This window comes from Kocuria sp. U4B (assembly GCF_054875615.1).
In genome coordinates this window covers 824,023-841,792 of the sequence record NZ_CM142180.1, presented here as the reverse complement: position 1 = coordinate 841,792, position 17,770 = coordinate 824,023, and the positions used below count along the sequence as shown (strand labels likewise).

Here is a 17,770-nt window from a genome sequence, read left to right as displayed (position 1 = left end):
GGCAACCGGATGAACAGATCGCTGGGCCAGGCCGTGCGCTGGGCGGAGCAGGTCCTCGCCGAGGCGGGGGTCGACTCGGCGCGCACCGACGCCCTCCTGCTCGCCGCCCACCTGATGGGCCTGTCCCGCGGGGAGGTCGAGGCCCGCGCCATCATCGGCGCGGAGGAGCCGGCGGGCTACGCCGAGCTCGTGGCCGAGCGCGCCCGCCGGGTGCCCCTGCAGCACCTCACGGGCGTCGCCCACTTCCGCTACCTGACGCTCGCCGTCGGCCCCGGGGTGTTCGTGCCCCGGCCGGAGACGGAGACCGTCGTGCAGGCGGTGATCGACGAGCTGCGCGCGCAGCTGGCCGCGGGCGTGCACCGGCCCCGCGTCGTGGACCTCGGCACGGGCTCCGGGGCCATCGCGGCGTCGGTCGCCCACGAGGTGCCGCAGGCGCGCGTGCACGCGGTGGAGCTGTCGGAGACCGCCCACGCCTGGGCGGCGGAGAACCTGCGCGGCACGCGCACCGAGCTCGTGCTCGGGGACCTGCGCACGGCCTTCCCGGAGCTGGAGGGCCGCTGCGACGTCGTCGTGTCGAACCCGCCGTACATCCCGGGGGGGGCGGTGCCGCGCGACCCGGAGGCGCGCGAGCACGACCCGGCCCTGGCCCTGTACGGGGGCGGGGAGGACGGGCTCGAGCTGCCGCGTGCGGCCGTGGCCTCGGCCGTGCGCCTGCTGCGCCCCGGCGGGTTCTTCGTCATGGAGCACGCCGAGGTGCAGGCCGGCGCCGTGGCCCGGCTCCTGGACCACGCCGGGTTCGTGGAGGTCGTCGGCCACCAGGACCTCACCGGCCGCGACCGGGCGACGGCGGGCCGCCGGCCCCGCCCCGGCTCCGCGACCGGCTCCGCGACCGGCTCCGCGACCGACGAGGGAATGGGAGAATGACATCGTGAGCTACACCGTCTACGACTGCAGCAGCGTCGCCCAGCGCGCCGCGGGGCTCAAGCACGCCGCGCGCGCCGTGGCCGCGGACGCGTGCGTCGTGATGCCGACCGACACCGTGTACGGCATCGCGGCGAACGCCTTCTCCGCCCGGGGCGTCGCGACCCTCCTCGCCGCGAAGGGCCGCTCCCGGGCGATGCCCCCGCCCGTGCTCATCGCCCACGCCGGGGTGCTCGACGGGCTGGCCGACGAGGTCTCCGAGGACGCCCGCGCCCTCGCCCGCGCCTTCTGGCCCGGCGGGCTGACCCTGATCTTCCACTCCCACCCCTCGCTGGGCTGGGACCTCGGGGAGACCCACGGCACCGTGGCCCTGCGCGTGCCCGACGACGAGGTCGCCCAGGCCCTGCTCATCGAGACCGGCCCCCTCGCCGTGTCCTCGGCCAACCGCACCGGCCACCCGGCCGCGCTGACCGCGCAGTCCGCCGCGGACATGCTGGGGGAGTCGGTCGAGCTCTACCTCGACGACGGCCCCCGGCCCCTGGGCGGCACGCCCGCCGCCGCGGCGGAGCCGGTCTCGTCCACCATCGTGGACTGCACGGGGGAGACGCCCGTGCTCGTGCGGCACGGCGCCGTGAGCCTCGCCCGGCTGCGGGCGGTCGTGCCCACGGTCGTGCCCGCGGACGGGGACGAGGAGCTCGGGGCCGGCGCCCCGCCCGCCGAAGAGCCCGCCGAGGAGCCCGCCGCGTCGGGCTCCCACGCGGTGAGCGGCATCGACCCGGAGGCGGTGCCCGGGGATGTCGCGGCGGACGGCGCGGCCGACGCCGGGCTCGGCCTCCCGCAGGACGCCCCGGACGGGGACGCGCCGCGCCCCCCGGCGGACGAGCTCTCCCCGGCCCCGTCCCCCGCGCGGGCCGCCGAGGCCCAGGGCTTCGCCGCCGCGCTCGTGGCGCGCACCACCTCGGCGCAGGACCGCCCGGGCGTGGACCAGGACCGCACCCGGACCGCGCCGGAGGGCACGCCGGGGCAGCTGCGGCCCCTGTCCGTGGACGAGGCCGCCCGCCTGGTCGCCCGGGGCCTCGACGGCGCCTGAGGCCCCGTCCCGGTCCGCGCCGGGCGGTGCGGTCGGCCCGGGCGGCGGGTCAGCTCCGGCCGGCGGCCAGGTGCGCCTGGCGCAGGACCTCCCCGATCCGGGGCTCGGGGACCGCACCGTGCTCCTCGGCCCAGCCGGGCACCTGGCGCTGGCCGAACCACGTCACCTCGAGCCGGCGCACGGCCCCGTGCCAGCGGTGGCCGGCGAGCGCCGAGAGCCCGTAGCCGCTGTCCACGGCCAGCCGGCACAGCAGCACCGGCAGCCGCCGGGGCTCGCGGCGCCCGGCGTCGCGCAGGATCGAGCCGGTCGTGGCGCCCTCCCACGGCTGCAGCACGACCGGCGGGAGCTCTCCGGTGTGGCGCCCGACGCGGGAGACGAACTCCGCGAGGGCGTGCACCGACGTGACCGGGGTCGGGGCGGTCCCGTCGCCGGCCACGGAGCTGAGCGGCGAGGACGCGAAGCGCACCAGGCGCGCGGTGGTGCGCCGGCCCGAGGCCTGCACCGAGGTGGCGCGCAGCACCGTGATCGCCGGGGCGTCCCGCTCCGCGGCCCAGTCGCGGCGCAGCTTCAGCAGCCCGCTCTCGCCGAGGGCCTTGGAGAAGGAGTAGGGGGAGAACGGCCGCACCGCAGGGGTCTCGTCGAGGACGTCGACGTCCCCCTGGACGGTGGCCGAGCTCAGATGGACGATCCGGCGCACGCTCGTGCGCCGCGCCGCGAGCGCCACCAGCACCGGCAGCAGCGCGTTGGCCCCGATCAGCGACTCCTCGTGGGTCTGGTCGGGGGCGCCGAGACCGGCCGCGTTGACGACGACGTCGGCGCCCGCGAAGGACTCGGCGAGGTAGTCCAGCACCGACTCGAGCCGGCCCGCCTGCTGGAGCAGGTGGTGGACCGTGTGCGCCCCGGACGCGAGCCGCGGCGCCGAGACGGGGACCACCCGCTGGCCGTCCGCCTGCAGCCGGGCCACGGTGGCGGAGCCCAGGAACCCCGTCGCTCCCAGCACTGCCCAGGTGGTCGATGTCACGGTGCTTCCTCTCCGCCGGTTCGCGCCGGTCGCCGTCGACCGGACCAGGGTCCTTGCGCTCATCGTACAGACCGCGCACGACGCCCCGGGGAGGCCCGCCCGGCCCGTCGCCGCCCGCGGTGCCCCCGGCCGCGCTTGCTACACTCGGCCACGATCCCGCCCGGAGCCACCCCCCGCACCCCCCACCCGAGGAGCCGCATGCCGTCCGATCCCACGCCCACGGTGGCGGTGGCCTGCGTGACCCAGGACCGGCCCGAGGACGTCCTCGCGCTCGTGGCCGCGCTGCGCGCCCAGACGGCGCCCGTCGCCGCCCTGTGCCTCGTCGACGCGGGCCGGGAGCCCGTGCCGCACGAGCGGCTCGCCGAGGCCGTCGGCGGGTGCTTCGAGCTCCACCACGTGCGCTCGCGGGCCAACCTCGGCGGAGCCGGCGGCTTCGCCCTGGCGATCCTCACGGCCCTGGCCACGGGGGCCGAGCAGGTGTGGCTCATGGACGACGACGCCCACCCGGAGGGCCCCGGCACCCTGGCGGTGCTGCTCGAGGAGTCCGAGCGGCGGGGACTGGCCGTGGTCTCGCCGATCGTCGTCGCCCCCCAGGACCACGACCGGCTCGCCTTCGCGCACCGGGTCGCAGGCCGGCTCACCCACGACCGCGCCGCGGTCGAGACGCTCGGCTTCGTGCCCTCCCACGCCAACTTCTTCAACGGCGCCCTCATGCGCGAGCACGTGTTCTTCCGCGTGGGGCTGCCCGACCTCAAGCTGTTCCTGCGCGGGGACGAGGTCGACTTCCTCATCCGGCTGCGCGCCTCCGGGCTGCCGTTCGGGACCACCACCCGCACCGCCGTCGCGCACCCGCCGGCGTGGGGGGAGGAGCAGGTGGTCGTCCCCGGCCGGCTGCAGGTGGTCGTCCCCGAGACCGAGTTCAAGCGCGCCCACTTCTTCCGCAACCGCGGCTGGACCACGTGGCACTACCGCCGCGTCGTCCAGCTCGGGGCCGACCTCGTCGGCTACCCCCTCTACTACCTGGGCCGCCGCGATCCCCGCGGTCTCGCGAGCTGGGCGGGCCGCTACGTCGGCGGGATGCGCGGGCGCGGCTTCGGGGGCCCCCGGTGAGCCCGGGCACCGGGGGCCCCGCCGAGTTCTCCGTGCTGATGCCCGTCTACCGGGCCGACACCCCGGAGCGCGTGCGCCGGGCCGCGGAGTCCAGCACGGTCGAGCAGGAGCGCCGGCCCGCCGAGCTGGTCGTCGTGCGCGACGGCCCGGTCCCCGCGCCGCTGCAGGCCGAGCTCGACCGCCTGGCGCGGGAGCTGCCCGTGCCCGTGGTGCGGGTCGACCTCGAGCGCAACGTCGGCCTCACGGCCGCGCTCACCGCGGGCCTCGCCCGGTGCCGCCACGACGTCGTGGCGCGGATGGACGCCGACGACGTCTCCTACCCCCGCCGCTTCGCCGTGCAGCTGCCCGTCGTCGAGGCGGGCGCCGACGTCGTCGGCTCCTCGATGCACGAGATCGGCGACGACGAGACCCGCCCCCTCGCCCTGCGGCGCGCCCCGGTGGGCCGCGACGAGATCCTGGCGGTGTCCCGGCGGCGCAACCCCCTCAGCCACCCCTCCGTCGTGTTCCGCCGCTCCGCGGTCGAGGCCGTGGGCGGCTACGAGCACGTGCCGCTGGGGGAGGACTACTGGCTGTGGGCGCGGCTGCTCCACGCGGGCGCCGACGTGCGCAACGTCGCCGAGCCGCTGGTCGGCTACCGCGTCACGACGGGCGCCTACGAGCGCCGCGGCGGGCTGCCGATGTTCCGGGCGGACCTGCAGCTGCAGGCCCGCCTGCGCGGGATCGGGCACATCGGCTTCCTACAATGGGCGGTGAACGTCGCGGTGCGCGCCGGCTACCGCTTCGTCCCCACCCGCCTCCGGGAGCTCGCCTACCGGGCCATGGTCGGCGCGCAGCGCCGGTGACCGCCCCGTGCCCGACCGGCCGTGCGGCCGCACCGACCACGAAAGGACCGACCCGATGAGTGGTGAGCCCGAGCGCCCCGCCCGTCCCGCGCCCCCGGAGAGGCCCGTGGCGTGGCTGTGGATCCAGATGCTGCTCGACTCCGCCTCCTGGGTCACGGCCCTGGTGCTCGCCCTCGTGCTGCGCTACGAGATGAACCTGCAGTTCATCAGCGTGCCGGGGCTGCTGCTCGTCTCCGCGGTCGCCGTGGCCGGCCAGCTCGTCGTCGGCTTCTCCTTCGCCCTCTACAAGGGCCGGTACTCGTTCGGCAGCTTCGACGAGGCGAAGCTGCTGGTCGTGGTGACCCTCATCGTCACCGCCGTGCTGCAGGTGCTGCTGCTGGTGGTCGGCACGAGCATCGGCATCCCCCGCTCCACGGCGCTCATCGCCTTCCCCTTCGCGTGCCTGTTCATGGCCGCGTTCCGCTACCTGAAGCGGATGTACCAGGAGGCTTCCGCCCGCCCGGGCGCCTCCGCCCAGCACGTCGTGATCTACGGGGCCGGCTACCTCGGCACGTTCCTGGTCCACCGCATGATGCAGGACCCGAACTCGGAGTTCCTGCCCGTGGCGCTGCTCGACGACGACCCCGCGAAGAAGCACCTGCGGATCTCCACGGTCCCGGTCCTCGGCACCCTGCACGACGTCCGCGACGTCATGGCCCAGACCCGGGCCAGCGTGCTGATCGTGGCGATGTCCACCCCCGAGCCGCGGATCATGCACCGGGTGGCCGACGCCGTGGCCGGCACCGGGGTCCGGGTCATGACGATGCCCCCGCTGGGGGAGGTGCTCACCGCCAAGCACAAGTCCACGGACTTCCGCGACATCAGCATGGAGGACCTCATCGGCCGCCGGCCCGTCGACATCGACGTCGAGGAGATCGCGGACTACGTCAAGGGCCGGCGCGTGCTCGTCACGGGCGCGGGCGGGTCGATCGGCTCCGAGCTGTGCCGCCAGCTCGTCGGGTTCGAGCCGGGCGAGCTGATCATGCTCGACCGGGACGAGTCCGCCCTGCAGGGCACCCAGATCTCCATCACCGGCCGCGGCCTGCTCGACGGGCGGGACACCGTCCTCGCCGACATCCGCGACCCCGACACCGTGCGCACGATCTTCCGGGACCGGCGCCCCGAGGTCGTCTTCCACGCCGCCGCCCTGAAGCACGTGTCGCTGCTGGAGCAGTACCCCGACGAGGCGTGGAAGACGAACGTCATCGGCACCCTCAACGTGCTGCAGGCCGCCCAGGAGGCCGGGGTCGAGGTGTTCGTGAACATCTCCACGGACAAGGCCGCGAACCCCACCACGGCCCTGGGGCACTCCAAGCGCGTCGCGGAGAAGCTCACCGCCTGGATGGCCGACTGCACCGGGCGCCGGTACGCCTCCGTGCGCTTCGGCAACGTCTTCGGCTCCCGCGGGTCGATGCTGCCCCTGTTCACCGAGCAGATCCGCCAGGGCGGGCCCATCACCGTCACCCACCCCGACGCCACCCGGTACTTCATGACGATCCCCGAGGCGTGCCAGCTCGTCATCCAGGCCGGGGCGATCGCCCGCGGCGGGGAGGTGCTCATCCTCGACATGGGCGAGCCCGTGCGGATCATGGACATCGCCGAACGGCTGCGCGTGATGAGCGGGCGCGAGGACGTCGAGATCGAGGTCACCGGCCTGCGCCCGGGGGAGAAGCTGCACGAGGACCTCATCGGCGTGGGGGAGACGGACGAGCGGCCCTTCCACCCCAAGATCTCCCACGCGCGGGCCGACCGGCTGGACCCCGCCCTGCTCGACCGCCACACCTGGAAGGTGCGCGGCGGCATGGTCTACACGGGCACGATCCCCGTGGTCCAGCCGTCCACGCAACCGCCGCCCACATCGGTCCAGCGCCCCCGCAGCTCCACGGGGCGTGCCTCGTGAGCGCCCCCGGACTGCTGCCGGTGCTGCTGCCCGGGCCCGGGCAGGCCTTCCCGTCGGTGCGCTCGGCCGGCCCGGACCTCACCGACCCCGGCGCCGCCCCCAGCGCGGAGGAGCTGCGCCGGCTCGGCGAGCTCGTCCTCACGGTGGGGGCGCCCGCCCTCGTGCTGAGCCTGCTGCTGCCGTTCGTCCTCAAGCCGCTGCTGGAGCGCTGGGGCGTCGTCGACATCCCCAACGAGCGCTCCTCCCACCACCGCACGGTGATCCGCGGTATGGGCCTGGCCGTGGCCGCCGCCGTGCTCGTGGGCGACGGGCTCGCCCTGCTCACCGGCACGATCCGGGTCGACCGCTCGGTGGCCCTCGTCGTGCTGGCGGTCGCCGCGCTGTCCGCGGCCCTGGGCTGGGCCGAGGACTACCGGGGGGTGTCCGTGCGGGGGCGCCTGGCCGCGCAGCTGGGCCTGGGCCTGGCCGCCACCGCGGTGCTCGTGACCGTCCTGGGCACCTCCGTGTGGTGGCTGCCCGTGGGCACGCTCGCGATCGCCGCGTACATCAACATGGCGAACTTCATGGACGGGATCAACGGCATCTCGGGGCTGCACGGGCTGACCGCCGGGCTGCTCTACGCCTGGGCCGGCGCCTCCAACGACCTCCCGTGGATGATCGCCGCCGGCCTCGCCGTGGCGGGGGGCTTCGCCGGGTTCCTGCCGTGGAACCTCGGGCGCGGCACCGTGTTCCTCGGGGACGTCGGCTCGTACCTGCTCGGCGGCTCGCTCGCCGCCATCGCGGTCGCCGCGTTCCTCTCCGGGGTCTACGTCGAGTACCTGCTGCCCCCGCTGGCCGTCTACGTCGCAGACACCGCGGTGACCCTGGTCCGGAGGATCCGCGCCGGGGAGATCTGGTACCGCCCCCACCGCCAGCACGTCTACCAGCGGCTCACCGACGTGGGCCTGTCCCACGTCGGCTCCGCCCTCGTGGTCAGCGGCGCCACCGTCCTGGTCAGCGCGGCCTCCGTCCTGGGCCTGCGCACCGGGCCCGTGGCCACCGCGCTCGCCGGGGCGTTCGTCGTGGCCGTCCTGGTCCTCTACCTGGTGCTGCCGGAGCTCCTCGGCCGGCGCGCGGCCGCGCGGACCCGCGACGGGGCGCGCCCGTGAGCGGCGCGGTGGCCAGCGTCCTGCTGGGCGCGGGCCTGGTCACCGCCGTGCTCGGGGTCAGCCTGCTGGTGGTGCGGCTGCTCTCGCGCGCCGCGCCCACGGCCGTCGCCCCCGCCCTGGCCACCACCTACCTCGTGAAGGCCTTCGTGCTGGGCTGGGTGCTCCTCAACGTCCCGAGCCCCGGGTGGCTGGAGACCTGGTGGTTCGCCGGCTCGGTCCTGATCTCGCTCGCGGCGTGGCTCACCGTCCAGGGCGTGGTCGCGGCCCGGGCGGCCCGGGCGGCGGGTGCCGCCGCCGCCGACGCACGGGAAGGACGCAGCCCATGACCGGCCACATCCCCGAGGAGCCCCGCCGGCCCGAGGACGGGCCTGACGACAGGGCCGGGAACGGACCCGGCGAGGGGGCCGGGAACGGACCCGGGACACCCCCCGGAGCCGTCCCCGAGGTCCCCCCCGCGGACGCCCGCAAGGCCTCGCACCTGCGCACCGCGGGGGAGCTCGTGGCGGGCGGCGGGGCGGCCGCCGCCCTCGCAACACTCCTCTACGTGGTGATCGGGATCGGGTTCTGGAGTTTGGTAGGGTGGGGGGCGGATCGCGTGCTGGGAACCCAGTGGGTCGTGGTCCTGGGTGCGTGCATTGGCGCCGCCTCCGGGATCTACATCGTGTACCTCCACATGCAGGAGGCGCTCGAGCGCAATCCGTCCTCCGACGGACAAGATCCTGACCAGCCGCACAAGTCCGGCCCGGACTCGGCGCCCCGACCGTGAGACCCGGCCAGAGCACTGCAGAAAGGACCCGCATTGAACGCCGCCCTGAGGCTCCCTGCCGCCGGAGGATTCGAAGCTCCGACCGTCGAGGAGATGCACCTCCCCTCGCTCTTCGAGCTCGGGTCCTTCGCCCTCGGCAAGCAGATGCTGCTCATCGGCCTCTCGGTGCTGCTGGTGGCGGGCTTCTTCCTGTGGGCCGTCCGTCGTCAGGCGCTGGTGCCCTCGAAGGGCCAGTACCTCGGCGAGGTGGGCTACGGCTTCGTCCGCAACCACCTCGGCCGCGACATCATCGGTGAGCGCGACTTCCGCCCCTTCGTGCCGCTGCTGTTCACCTTCTTCTTCTTCATCCTGGTGAACAACCTCTTCGGCTCCATCCCGCTCCTGCAGCTGCCGAGCCTGTCCCACCCGGGCTCCGCCTACGTGCTGGCGGGCATCGCCTACGTGACCTGGATCGTGATGGGCATCAAGCGCCACGGGTTCGGGCACTTCATGGGCAAGATGACCATGCCGCCGGACGTCCCGAAGATCCTCTACATCCTGCTGATCCCCATCGAGTTCATCTCGAACCTGATCATCCGCCCGGTCACCCACGCCCTGCGTGTCTTCGCCACGATGTTCGGCGGCCACTTCGCGATCATGGTCGCCGCCTCGCTGACCGCGTTCCTCGCCACCGAGGTGGGCGGCCTCGGCGCCGTCAGCTCCGTGCTGGGCGTCGTGCTGGGCCTGTTCATCTACTTCCTCGAGGTCCTGATCCAGGTCCTGCAGGCCTACATCTTCACCCTCCTCTTCGCCGTCTACGTCCAGGGCGCCCTGCAAGAGGGCCACTGACCGGCGAGGACCGCCGGCCGGCGCGCCCGTGCGCGCCCCGGCGGTCGCCCCCCGACCATCCTCCAACTGTCCAGCGCCAACAATGGCAACGACGCCCGTTCCCGGGCACCTAGAAAGGAAACATCCATAATGGAAGGTTCGCTCAGCGTTATCGGTTACGGTCTGGCTGCCATCGGCGGTGGCATCGGCGTGGGTCTGATCTTCGCCGCGTACATGCAGTCCGTGGCCCGTCAGCCCGAGGCCCAGCGCGTGATCCAGCCGATCCTGTTCATGGGCTTCGCCGTGGTCGAGGCGCTCGCCATCCTCGGCTTCGTGCTCGCGCTCATCTGACCGCGGCACAGGCACGGAACACATTCCTCACTAAAGAACAGGAATCGCACGTATGAACACCATGTTGTTGGCAGCTGAAGAGGGGACCAGCCCCCTCCTCCCCAATGGCTGGGAGATGCTGATCACCGGCCTTGGGTTCCTGATCCTCCTCTTCATCGCGATCAAGTTCATCGTGCCGGCCTTCGAGCGGGTCTACCGTGAGCGCACCGAGGCCATCGAGGGAGGCCTGGCGAAGGCCCAGGCCGCCCAGGCCGAGGCCGCCGCCGCCCGTGACGAGTACAACCAGCAGCTCGAGAGCGCTCGCCTGGAGGCCCAGAAGATCCGTGAGGAGGCCCGCCTGGAGGGCGAGAAGATCCTGGCGGACTTCAAGGACCGGGCCAACGCCGAGTCGGCGCGCATCTCGGAGAACGCCCATCGCACGATCGAGGCAGAGCGTGCGGCGGCCGTGGTCTCCCTGCGCGCCGAGGTCGGCACCCTGGCCACGCAGCTCGCGTCGAAGATCGTGGGCGAGGCCCTGGACGACGACGCGCGCGCCGGCCGGGTGGTCGACCGCTTCCTCGCGGACCTGGAGACCGAGCAGCAGCGGAACGCAGGTGCGGCCCGGTAATGGCAGCATCCAACGAATCCCGCCAGCAGGTCGCCCAGGTGGTCGAGCGCTGGGCCGGCTCCGCCGACCCCGGCCTCGCGCGTGACGTGTTCGCCGTGCTGGCCGTCCTGGACGAGAACGGCGCGCTGCGCCGTTCCCTGACGGATCCCTCCTATCCCGGGGCGGCGCGGGCGCACGTGATCGGCCGCCTCTTCTCGGGCAAGGTGTCCCCGCAGGCCGTGGAGGTCGTCGCGGCACTGGCCGAGCGCCGGTGGAACGACGACCGGGAGTTCGGCGACGCCCTCGAGCACGCGGGCGTGCAGCTCACGGCCGCGTCCGCGGAGAACCGCGGCGGCGCCGAGGCCCTCGGGGAGCTCGTGGACCAGCTCATCGCGTTCCAGAGCGCGGTGGAGGACTCGCACGAGCTCCAGCGCGCCCTCGGTGACCCCCGGGCCGACGTCGACGCCAAGACCCGGCTCGCGCAGCGGCTCGCCCCCGGCGCCTCGGAGGAGGCCCTCCTGCTCATCGAGCAGGCGGTCCTCACGCCCCGCGGTGCCCTGGTGGGACGCCTGGTCGGACGGTTCGCGGACGAGGTGGCCAGCCGCCGCCAGCGGTGGATCGCCCACGTGACCACCTCCCGGCCGCTGACCGAGGAGCAGCTCCGGCGCCTGCAGCACCAGCTCAACGTGCTGTACAGCCGGGACCTGCAGCTCACTGTCGACGTCGACCCCGCGCTGATCGGCGGACTGCGCGTGCAGGTCGGCGAGGAGGTCATCGACGGCTCGCTCGCGACCCGCATCGACGAGCTCCAGCAGCGGATCGGGGCCTGAGCGGCCCCGGTGCGCCGGGCCCGGGAGCCCGCACGATGCCGTCGCCGGCAGACGAACGCCTGGCGGGCGCCACGGCCGGTGGAAACGCCCAGCATCCCGCCACAGAATGGACTCACGGTCACTGCTCCGCAGTGATCACGAACTAGGAGAGCAGGGACAGCAGATGTCCGAAGTCACCATCAACGCCGACGAGGTGCGCAGCGCGCTCAGCGAGTTCGCCGCCTCCTACGACCCCGGCGCCGCAGAACGAGTCGAGGTCGGCCGCATCAGCAGCGCCGCCGACGGGATCGCCCGGGTCGAGGGCCTGCCCTCGGTCATGGCCAACGAGCTGCTGCGCTTCGAGAACGGCACCCTGGGCCTCGCCCAGAACCTCGACACCCGCGACATCGGCGTCGTCGTCCTCGGCGACTTCCGCGGCATCGAGGAGGGCCAGGAGGTGCACCGCACCGGCGAGGTCCTCTCCGTGCCCGTGGGCGACGCCTTCCTCGGCCGAGTGGTCGACCCGCTGGGCATGCCGCTCGACGACCTCGGTCCCATCGAGGCCGAGGGCCGCCGCGCCCTGGAGCTGCAGGCTCCCGGCGTGACCATGCGCAAGTCGGTCCACGAGCCGCTGCAGACCGGCATCAAGGCCATCGACGCGATGATCCCGATCGGCCGCGGCCAGCGCCAGCTGATCATCGGCGACCGCCAGACCGGCAAGACCGCCATCGCCGTCGACGCGATCCTCAACCAGCGTGCGAACTGGGAGTCCGGCGACGTCAGCAAGCAGGTGCGCTGCATCTACGTGGCCGTCGGCCAGAAGGCCTCCACCATCGCGGGCGTGCGCCAGACCCTCGAGGACAACGGCGCCCTGGAGTACACGACGATCGTCGCGGCCCCGGCCTCCGACTCCGCCGGCATCAAGTACCTCGCCCCCTACGCCGGGTCGGCCATCGGCCAGCACTGGATGTACGGCGGCAAGCACGTCCTCATCGTCTTCGACGACCTGTCCAAGCAGGCCGAGGCCTACCGTGCGGTGTCGCTGCTGCTGCGCCGCCCGCCGGGACGCGAGGCCTACCCGGGCGACGTGTTCTACCTGCACTCCCGCCTGCTCGAGCGCTGCGCCAAGCTCTCCGACGAGCTCGGCGCCGGCTCGATGACCGGCCTGCCGCTGGTGGAGACGAAGGCCAACGACGTGTCGGCGTTCATCCCGACCAACGTCATCTCCATCACCGACGGGCAGATCTTCCTGCAGTCGGACCTCTTCAACGCCAACCAGCGTCCCGCCGTGGACGTCGGCGTGTCGGTCTCCCGCGTCGGCGGCGCCGCGCAGATCAAGGCCATGAAGAAGGTCTCCGGCACGCTGAAGCTGGAGCTGGCGTCCTACCGCTCGATGCAGGCCTTCGCGATGTTCGCCTCGGACCTCGACGCGGCGTCGCGCCAGCAGCTGACCCGCGGTGCGCGGCTGATGGAGCTGCTCAAGCAGAAGCAGTACACGCCGTACGCGGTCGAGGACCAGGTCGTGTCCATCTGGGCCGGCACCAACGGCCACCTCGACGAGGTCGAGGTCGCCTCCGTGCTGGACTTCGAGCAGGTCCTGCTCGACCAGGTGCGCCGCACGACCAACGTGCTCGAGTCCATCGCGCAGACGGGCAAGCTCGAGGACGACGCGATCGCCGCCCTGGAGACGGCCGTCGCCGAGGTCAAGCGCGACTTCCACGGCACGAAGCACGACATCCAGCCGGGCCACGAGGAGCACCAGCCCCTCGACGCGTCCGCGGTGGACCAGGAACGGATCGTCAAGAAGTAGCCGGCCGGGCCGGTGCGCCGCCACGGCGGCGCACCGGCCACGGTGACGAAAGGAAGTCACATGGGAGCCCAGATCCGGGTCTACCGGAACAAGATCGCGTCGACCAAGTCCATGAAGAAGATCTTCAAGGCCATGGAGATGATCGCGACCTCGCGCATCAACAAGTCCCGCCAGCGGGTGGCGGCGGCACGTCCGTACGCCAACGCGCTGACCCGTGCGGTCTCTCAGGTCGCCACCCAGCAGAACATCTCCCATGTCCTCACCACGAGCCCCGAGGACGTCCGGCGCTCGGCCGTGGTGATCATGACCTCCGACCGCGGTCTGGCCGGGTCCTACTCCTCCAACGTGCTCAAGGAGGCGGAGTCCCTCATGGAGCTGCTCCGCGAGCAGGGCAAGGACGTGAAGGTTTACCTGGTCGGGCGCAAGGCCCAGGCGTACTTCGACTTCCGGCACCGCCCCTACGCGCGGCACTGGACCGGCGACACGGACAACGCGAGCCCCGAGCGCGCCCGCGAGCTGCGCCAGGTGCTGGTCGAGGACCTGGAGACCCCCTACGAGGACGGCGGCGTCGACGAGATCCACCTCGTCTACACGGTGTTCCGCTCGATGGTGACCCAGGAGCCCCGGGTGCTGCGCCTGCTGCCCCTGGAGGTCGTGGACGCCAACGCGCTGACCGACGAGGTCGCCCGCGACTTCGACGCGCTCGAGGACTCCGGCAGCACCTTCGAGTTCGAGCCGAACGCGGAGGAGTTCCTCAACGCGGTCCTTCCCCGCTACATCGACGCCCGCCTCTACGCGTGCCTGGCCAACGCCGCCACGAGCGAGCTCGCCGCCCGGCAGCGCGCCATGAAGTCGGCCGGCGACAACGCGGACGAACTGATCCGCAAGTACACCCGCCTGATGAACAACGCCCGCCAGGCTGCGATCACCACCGAGCTCACCGAGATCGTGAGCGGCGCCGAGGCCCTCTGACGGGCCCGACCGGCGATCCAGCAACCACCCCACCGCAATCAGTGAAGTGAGAGAAATGACTGCCACCATCAGCGAACAGGCCGGTCAGCCGGTCTCGGGCGGCGCCACGGGCCGCATCGCCCGGGTCATCGGTCCGGTCGTCGACATCGAGTTCCCGGAGCACGCCGTTCCGGACGTCTACAACGCCCTGACCGCCGACTACCAGCTCAACGGCGAGACGAAGCGGATCACCTTCGAGACCGCCCAGCACCTCGGCGACAACATGGTCCGCGCGATCTCCCTGCAGCAGACCGACGGCCTCGTGCGCGGCACCACCGTCCAGGACACGGGCGCCCCCATCTCCGTGCCGGTGGGCGACGTCGTCAAGGGCCACATCTTCAACGTGCTCGGCGACGCCCTCGACGTGCCGACCGCCTCGCTGCAGGTCACCGAGCGCTGGCCGATCCACCGCAAGGCGCCGTCCTTCGCGGAGCTCGAGGGCTCCACGGAGATGATGGAGACCGGCATCAAGTCCATCGACCTCCTCACCCCCTACATCAAGGGCGGCAAGATTGGCCTGTTCGGCGGCGCCGGCGTGGGCAAGACGGTGCTCATCCAGGAGATGATCACCCGTGTGGCCCGCAACTTCGGCGGCACCTCGGTCTTCGCCGGCGTGGGCGAGCGCACGCGCGAGGGCAACGACCTGTGGGTCGAGATGGAGGAGGCGGGGGTCCTCAAGGACACCGCCCTCGTGTTCGGCCAGATGGACGAGCCGCCGGGAACGCGTCTGCGCGTGGCCCTGTCGGCGCTGACGATGGCGGAGTACTTCCGCGACGTCCAGAACCAGGACGTGCTGCTGTTCATCGACAACATCTTCCGGTTCACCCAGGCCGGCTCCGAGGTCTCGACCCTGCTGGGCCGCATCCCCTCGGCCGTGGGCTACCAGCCCAACCTGGCCGACGAGATGGGCGTGCTGCAGGAGCGCATCACCTCGACGCGCGGCCACTCGATCACCTCGATGCAGGCGATCTACGTGCCCGCCGACGACTACACCGACCCGGCCCCGGCCACGACGTTCGCCCACCTGGACGCGACCACGGAGCTCTCCCGCGACATCGCCTCCCGCGGCCTGTACCCGGCGATCGACCCGCTGGCCTCGACCTCGCGCATCCTCGACCCGCAGTACGTCGGCCAGGAGCACTACGACGTCGCGATCCGCGTCAAGGCGATCCTGCAGGAGAACAAGGAGCTGCAGGACATCATCGCGATCCTCGGCGTCGAGGAACTCTCCGAGGAGCAGAAGGTCGTCGTGGCCCGCGCCCGGCGCATCGAGCAGTTCCTCTCCCAGAACACCTACACCGCGAAGCAGTTCACCGGTGTCGAGGGCTCGACGGTGCCGATCGCCGAGACCATCGAGGCGTTCGGGAAGATCACCGAGGGCGAGTTCGACCACGTGCCCGAGCAGGCGTTCTACAACGTGGGCGGCCTGGACGACGTCATGCAGAAGTGGGACGAGATCAAGTCCCGGACCGGTGGCAAGTAGTCGTGGCTGAGATGATCGTCGAAGTCGTGTCCCTCGACCAGTCGGTCTGGACGGGCACCGCCCGCATGGTCCGCGTGCGCACCACGGAGGGCGACATCGGGATCCTCCCGGGCCACGAGGCCGTCGCCGGGATCCTCCGGCCGGGGCAGTTCGCGGTCGAGCCCGTCGACGGGCCCCGCTTCGGGGGCACCATCGACGCGGGGTTCGTGTTCATGGACAACAACCGGGTGACGATCGTGGCCGACAGCGTGGAGCTCGCCGACGCCGCCTGATCCGACCCCACCCCGCGGGACGGGCCCGGCCCCGTCCCGCACCACGCAGAGCTGCGGCCTCCGTACCACCGGTGCGGAGGCCGCGGCCGTATCCGGGTCCCGACGGGCGCCCGGCCGAGGACGTTCAGGAGAGTGGATGGAAGAGAAGATCGTCGTGCACGGGCCCACCGCGGTCAACGGGACGCTGCAGGTCTCGGGCGCGAAGAACAGCGTGCTCAAACTCATGGCCGCCGCGCTGCTCGCCGAGGGGGAGACGACCATCACCAACGTCCCCGAGATCCAGGACGTCGCGATCATGGCGGAGCTGCTGCGCCGCCTCGACTGCGCCGTGGCCTACGACCGGGACGCGCAGACGGTGTGGATCGACGTGCCGGCGGAGCTGCACCACCAGGCCGACTACGACCTGGTCCGGGCGATGCGCGCCTCGATCTCCGTCCTGGGGCCCCTGGTCGCCCGCTGCCGCGTGGCGGAGGTCGCCCTGCCCGGCGGCGACGCCATCGGCTCGCGGGGCCTCGACATGCACCGCGCCGGCCTCGAGGCGATGGGCGCGGTCCTCCAGATCGAGCGCGGCTACCTCGTCGCGTCGGTGCCCGACGCGCTGCGGGGGACCCAGTTCCGCCTGGACTACCCCTCCGTGGGGGCCACCGAGAACCTCATGATGGCCGCTACCCTCGCCGAGGGCACCACCGTGATCGACAACGCGGCCCGCGAGCCGGAGATCGTCGACATCGGCCGGATGCTGCAGGCGATGGGAGCCCGGATCGAGGGCCTCGGCACGAGCACCGTCACGGTGGTCGGCGTGGACGCGCTGCGCCCGGTGGAGCACCGCACCGTGCCCGACCGGATCGTCGCCGGCACGTGGGCCTTCGCCGCGGCCGTCACGGGCGGGACCGTCGAGGTCCTGGGCGCCGAGCCGGGCCACCTGGCCGTGGTGCTGGACAAGCTGCGGGCCGCGGGGTGCCGCGTCGAGACCGGTGACGGCCGCCTGGTCGTGGCCGGGCCGGAGCGCCCGCGGGCCATCAACGTGTCGACCCTGCCGTACCCGGGCTTCCCGACCGACCTCCAGCCCTTCGTCGTGGCCCTCAACGCGGTGGCCGAGGGCTCGGGGATGGTCACCGAGAACGTCTTCGAGGCCCGCTGGGGCTTCACGGCCGAGCTCGAGCGGCTGGGCGCGAGCGTGCGCCTGGACGGCCACCACGCCCTCGTCGCCGGCATGCCCGCGCTGTCCGGGGCGCCCGTCGAGGCCAAGGACATCCGGGCCGGGGCCGCGCTCGTGATCGCCGGGATGGCGGCGGAGGGGGAGACCGAGGTCAGCGGCGTCGAGCACGTCGACCGCGGCTACGAGCACTTCGTGGAGCAGCTGGCCTCCGCCGGCGCCGCCGTCGAGCGCCGGATCGCCGGGACCCCCTGAGCGCCGCCCCGGGCAGGCGAAGGGCCCCGCACCCCGAAGGGTGCGGGGCCCGCCGCGTTCAGAGCCGTCCCGGTGGACGGATCAGATGATGGTCACGCCGGTGGCCTGGGGGCCCTTCTGGCCCTGACCAATCTCGAACTCGACGCGCTGGTTCTCCTCGAGGGTGCGGAAGCCGCCCGACTGGATCTCCGAGTAGTGGACGAAGACGTCCGAGTCGGAGTCGTCGGGGGTGATGAAGCCGAAGCCCTTTTCGGCGTTGAACCACTTGACGGTGCCCTGGGCCATGAAGATCTCTCCTTGCGAGACTGAGTAACTAACTGTGCACGGGGTCGTGCACGAGGGCGGTGTCACGAGATGCGCTGAGGATCGATCTGCCGCCGCGGAGGATTCCGG

General features: G+C 72.8%; 19 protein-coding genes. 17 read left to right on the top strand and 2 right to left on the bottom strand.

Annotation, left to right across the window (positions count from 1 at the left end; translation table 11 throughout):
• Positions 1-9 precede the first annotated feature (9 nt).
• The gene (gene prmC / locus ACYSMR_RS03965; RefSeq protein ID WP_461747437.1) at positions 10-924 is read left to right on the top strand and encodes a peptide chain release factor N(5)-glutamine methyltransferase; all 915 of its coding nucleotides are present in this window, start codon (positions 10-12) and stop codon (positions 922-924) included.
• Between the two features lie 4 nt (positions 925-928).
• Positions 929-2,011, top strand: a complete 1,083-nt coding sequence (locus ACYSMR_RS03960; RefSeq protein ID WP_461747436.1) for an L-threonylcarbamoyladenylate synthase — start codon at positions 929-931, stop codon at positions 2,009-2,011.
• A 49-nt stretch (positions 2,012-2,060) separates the two neighbouring features.
• On the opposite strand, the gene ACYSMR_RS03955 is transcribed toward ACYSMR_RS03960, so the two are convergent.
• The gene (locus ACYSMR_RS03955) at positions 2,061-3,032 is read right to left on the bottom strand and encodes an NAD-dependent epimerase/dehydratase family protein (RefSeq protein ID WP_461747435.1); all 972 of its coding nucleotides are present in this window, start codon (positions 3,030-3,032) and stop codon (positions 2,061-2,063) included.
• 198 nt (positions 3,033-3,230) lie between these two features.
• On the opposite strand from ACYSMR_RS03955, the gene ACYSMR_RS03950 reads away from it, so the two are divergent.
• From ACYSMR_RS03950 to murA, 15 genes are all read left to right on the top strand, one after another.
• Positions 3,231-4,142 (top strand): glycosyltransferase family protein, encoded by a 912-nt coding sequence (locus ACYSMR_RS03950; protein ID WP_251331995.1) that lies wholly within the window; start codon positions 3,231-3,233, stop codon positions 4,140-4,142.
• Positions 4,139-4,984 (top strand): glycosyltransferase, encoded by an 846-nt coding sequence (locus ACYSMR_RS03945; protein ID WP_308222165.1) that lies wholly within the window; start codon positions 4,139-4,141, stop codon positions 4,982-4,984. The genes ACYSMR_RS03950 and ACYSMR_RS03945 overlap by 4 nt, the downstream gene beginning before the upstream one ends.
• 55 nt (positions 4,985-5,039) lie before the next feature.
• Positions 5,040-6,923 (top strand): polysaccharide biosynthesis protein, encoded by a 1,884-nt coding sequence (locus tag ACYSMR_RS03940; RefSeq protein ID WP_251331994.1) that lies wholly within the window; start codon positions 5,040-5,042, stop codon positions 6,921-6,923.
• Positions 6,920-8,071 carry an MraY family glycosyltransferase gene (locus tag ACYSMR_RS03935; protein ID WP_461747434.1) on the top strand — a complete coding sequence of 384 codons (1,152 nt, stop codon included), beginning with the start codon at positions 6,920-6,922 and terminating at the stop codon, positions 8,069-8,071. The genes ACYSMR_RS03940 and ACYSMR_RS03935 overlap by 4 nt, the downstream gene beginning before the upstream one ends.
• The gene (locus ACYSMR_RS03930; protein WP_461747433.1) at positions 8,068-8,397 is read left to right on the top strand and encodes a hypothetical protein; all 330 of its coding nucleotides are present in this window, start codon (positions 8,068-8,070) and stop codon (positions 8,395-8,397) included. The genes ACYSMR_RS03935 and ACYSMR_RS03930 overlap by 4 nt, the downstream gene beginning before the upstream one ends.
• Entirely contained in the window at positions 8,394-8,837 is a 444-nt protein-coding gene (locus ACYSMR_RS03925; protein WP_461747432.1) for an AtpZ/AtpI family protein, read from the top strand. The genes ACYSMR_RS03930 and ACYSMR_RS03925 overlap by 4 nt, the downstream gene beginning before the upstream one ends.
• A 93-nt stretch (positions 8,838-8,930) precedes the next feature.
• Positions 8,931-9,665, top strand: coding sequence for a F0F1 ATP synthase subunit A (gene atpB, locus ACYSMR_RS03920; protein ID WP_251331991.1), 735 nt, complete (start codon positions 8,931-8,933; stop codon positions 9,663-9,665).
• A gap of 129 nt (positions 9,666-9,794) precedes the next feature.
• On the top strand, positions 9,795-9,995 hold the full coding sequence (gene atpE / locus ACYSMR_RS03915) for an ATP synthase F0 subunit C (protein ID WP_251331990.1): 201 nt from the start codon (positions 9,795-9,797) through the stop codon (positions 9,993-9,995).
• Positions 9,996-10,047: 52 nt separating this feature from the next.
• Entirely contained in the window at positions 10,048-10,602 is a 555-nt protein-coding gene (locus tag ACYSMR_RS03910) for a F0F1 ATP synthase subunit B (RefSeq protein ID WP_251331989.1), read from the top strand.
• Positions 10,602-11,411 (top strand): F0F1 ATP synthase subunit delta, encoded by an 810-nt coding sequence (locus ACYSMR_RS03905; protein WP_251331988.1) that lies wholly within the window; start codon positions 10,602-10,604, stop codon positions 11,409-11,411. Before ACYSMR_RS03910 ends, ACYSMR_RS03905 begins: the two co-directional genes overlap by 1 nt.
• 163 nt (positions 11,412-11,574) lie before the next feature.
• Positions 11,575-13,200 carry a F0F1 ATP synthase subunit alpha gene (gene atpA, locus ACYSMR_RS03900; RefSeq protein ID WP_461747431.1) on the top strand — a complete coding sequence of 542 codons (1,626 nt, stop codon included), beginning with the start codon at positions 11,575-11,577 and terminating at the stop codon, positions 13,198-13,200.
• Between the two features lie 60 nt (positions 13,201-13,260).
• Positions 13,261-14,172, top strand: a complete 912-nt coding sequence (locus ACYSMR_RS03895; protein ID WP_251331986.1) for a F0F1 ATP synthase subunit gamma — start codon at positions 13,261-13,263, stop codon at positions 14,170-14,172.
• A gap of 55 nt (positions 14,173-14,227) precedes the next feature.
• Positions 14,228-15,694, top strand: coding sequence for a F0F1 ATP synthase subunit beta (gene atpD / locus ACYSMR_RS03890; RefSeq protein ID WP_251331985.1), 1,467 nt, complete (start codon positions 14,228-14,230; stop codon positions 15,692-15,694).
• Positions 15,695-15,705: 11 nt separating this feature from the next.
• The gene (locus tag ACYSMR_RS03885) at positions 15,706-15,966 is read left to right on the top strand and encodes a F0F1 ATP synthase subunit epsilon (RefSeq protein WP_285859349.1); all 261 of its coding nucleotides are present in this window, start codon (positions 15,706-15,708) and stop codon (positions 15,964-15,966) included.
• A gap of 136 nt (positions 15,967-16,102) precedes the next feature.
• On the top strand, positions 16,103-17,377 hold the full coding sequence (murA, locus tag ACYSMR_RS03880; RefSeq protein WP_251331983.1) for a UDP-N-acetylglucosamine 1-carboxyvinyltransferase: 1,275 nt from the start codon (positions 16,103-16,105) through the stop codon (positions 17,375-17,377).
• 81 nt (positions 17,378-17,458) lie between these two features.
• On the opposite strand, the gene ACYSMR_RS03875 is transcribed toward murA, so the two are convergent.
• On the bottom strand, positions 17,459-17,662 hold the full coding sequence (locus tag ACYSMR_RS03875) for a cold-shock protein (RefSeq protein WP_188536839.1): 204 nt from the start codon (positions 17,660-17,662) through the stop codon (positions 17,459-17,461).
• Positions 17,663-17,770 lie beyond the last annotated feature (108 nt).